1 protein-coding gene and 1 pseudogene are annotated in these 1,492 nt (G+C 70.4%); one reads left to right on the forward strand and one right to left on the reverse strand.

Features of this window, described 5'->3' with window-relative positions:
- Positions 1-947 (reverse strand): hypothetical protein (locus E3O25_RS09050; protein ID WP_194085946.1); only part of this gene is annotated, 947 nt, incomplete at its 3' end.
- 339 nt (positions 948-1,286) lie between these two features.
- On the opposite strand from E3O25_RS09050, the pseudogene E3O25_RS17265 reads away from it, so the two are divergent.
- A pseudogene (locus E3O25_RS17265) lies at positions 1,287-1,492 on the forward strand (hypothetical protein); the annotation flags it as partial.

Consider the following 1,492-nt stretch of genomic DNA (forward strand, 5'->3'; position numbering starts at 1 on the left):
TCGTCACGAGCCTGCTTCTCCCGCGCGCGAATGCCCGCCGCGTCGAGTTCGTCGCGCAGCCGGCGGGCTCGTTTGTAGGCCTGCTCGGTATTCATCCCCGCAGCCTCGGCCAGCAGCACCCTCAGCGCGGCAGCGAGCTTCTCGGCGGTGACGGCCTGGTCCAGGGTACCGAGGCCGCGCAGCAGAGCATCACCGACACCGGGCGAGAAGATGCCGGCCGCGACAGCGTGCACGATCGGCGCCTGCCACGGCACCACCACCTCCACCAACGGGATCACCGGCATCGGCACGACCAGCGAGATCGGCGGCGTCCCTGGAACCAGTGGGACAACAGGGGTGACCGGCCTGACCGGGCGGGGCGCGGCGTCGGGAAGTGGCAGATCGGGGTGCAGCTCGGCCCAGACGGCCGCCCGATCGGCTTCCCGCGCCTCCCACTGGGCAGCCTCCCAGTCGGCCTCTCGCTGCGCCTGCGCCGTGGCGAGAGCCGCAGCGGCCGCAGCTTCTGCCGCTTCGGCGGTGGCCACTGCTGCGGCAGCAGCTGCGGCCACCGCGGCGGCGACGGCCGTGGCCTGCGCGAGTCGCTGCGCGTCCCGGGCCTCGGCCGCCCGGCGTTCGGCCATCTCGGTCTCCCGCATCAGCACGCCGACCGCGAGCAGCCGTCCCGCCTCGATACGGCTCAGGCCGGTCGCGTGCTGCACCATCAGAGTGGGGTTACCAAACCCGTGCCGCGCCGCCAGCCCGGACTGACCCAGCTGCGGCCTTGACCGCTCCGCGATCGTGCCCGCCAACCGCGCCGCCGCCGTAGAGCTCAGCCGCAGCAACGCCGCGATCGGACCCCGCGCCGCAAGCACCTCAGCATCGGAAAGCCCGGCGAACCCGGCACTGGAATCGCCCAGCGCAGCCACCAGGGCCGCCGTGCGGGTGAGCTCCAGCGCCAGGTTGTTCATGATTCACGTCAACACCCGACCACCGACACGAGAAAATGTCACTCCTACAAGCACGAAACCGGGCCAACTCACCAAAGAATACCCAAAGAAATGTTTTGCAGCCGGCCCGGGGCTCCCACCGATCCCCGCCCGGCCGGTTCACCCGCACCGCCCGAAACGGCCGCCCCAAAGCCGGCACCAGCCCGCCACGCCTGCCATCGCGGGCTCCCGCGCCACCACGACTCCACCATCGACACCCGAAGAAAGAAGCACCTCGCCCCGCACGTAGCGCGAATCCGCCCCAAAAACCAGCCTGTGGAAACTTCGAAAGGTTGTAGCAATCCGGTCTATGGTGACCGCATGCGAACCCCGCCGCGTCGCCACCCCCGCCACCAACACCCCCACCCCAAAGCCGCGACGACCGCCGGCACACTATTCCTGATCCTCGCCACGCTCAGCGGATGTTCCGCCACCCCCGCCCCCACACCCAGCGACACAACAACACCCGTCACGGAAGCAACCGCCGCGCCGACCGAGACTCCCCCCGTCTTCGCCTCCAACGAGGA

This window comes from Cryobacterium sp. TMT1-3 (assembly GCF_004402315.1).
Taxonomy (GTDB): Bacteria; Actinomycetota; Actinomycetes; order Actinomycetales; family Microbacteriaceae; genus Cryobacterium; species Cryobacterium luteum.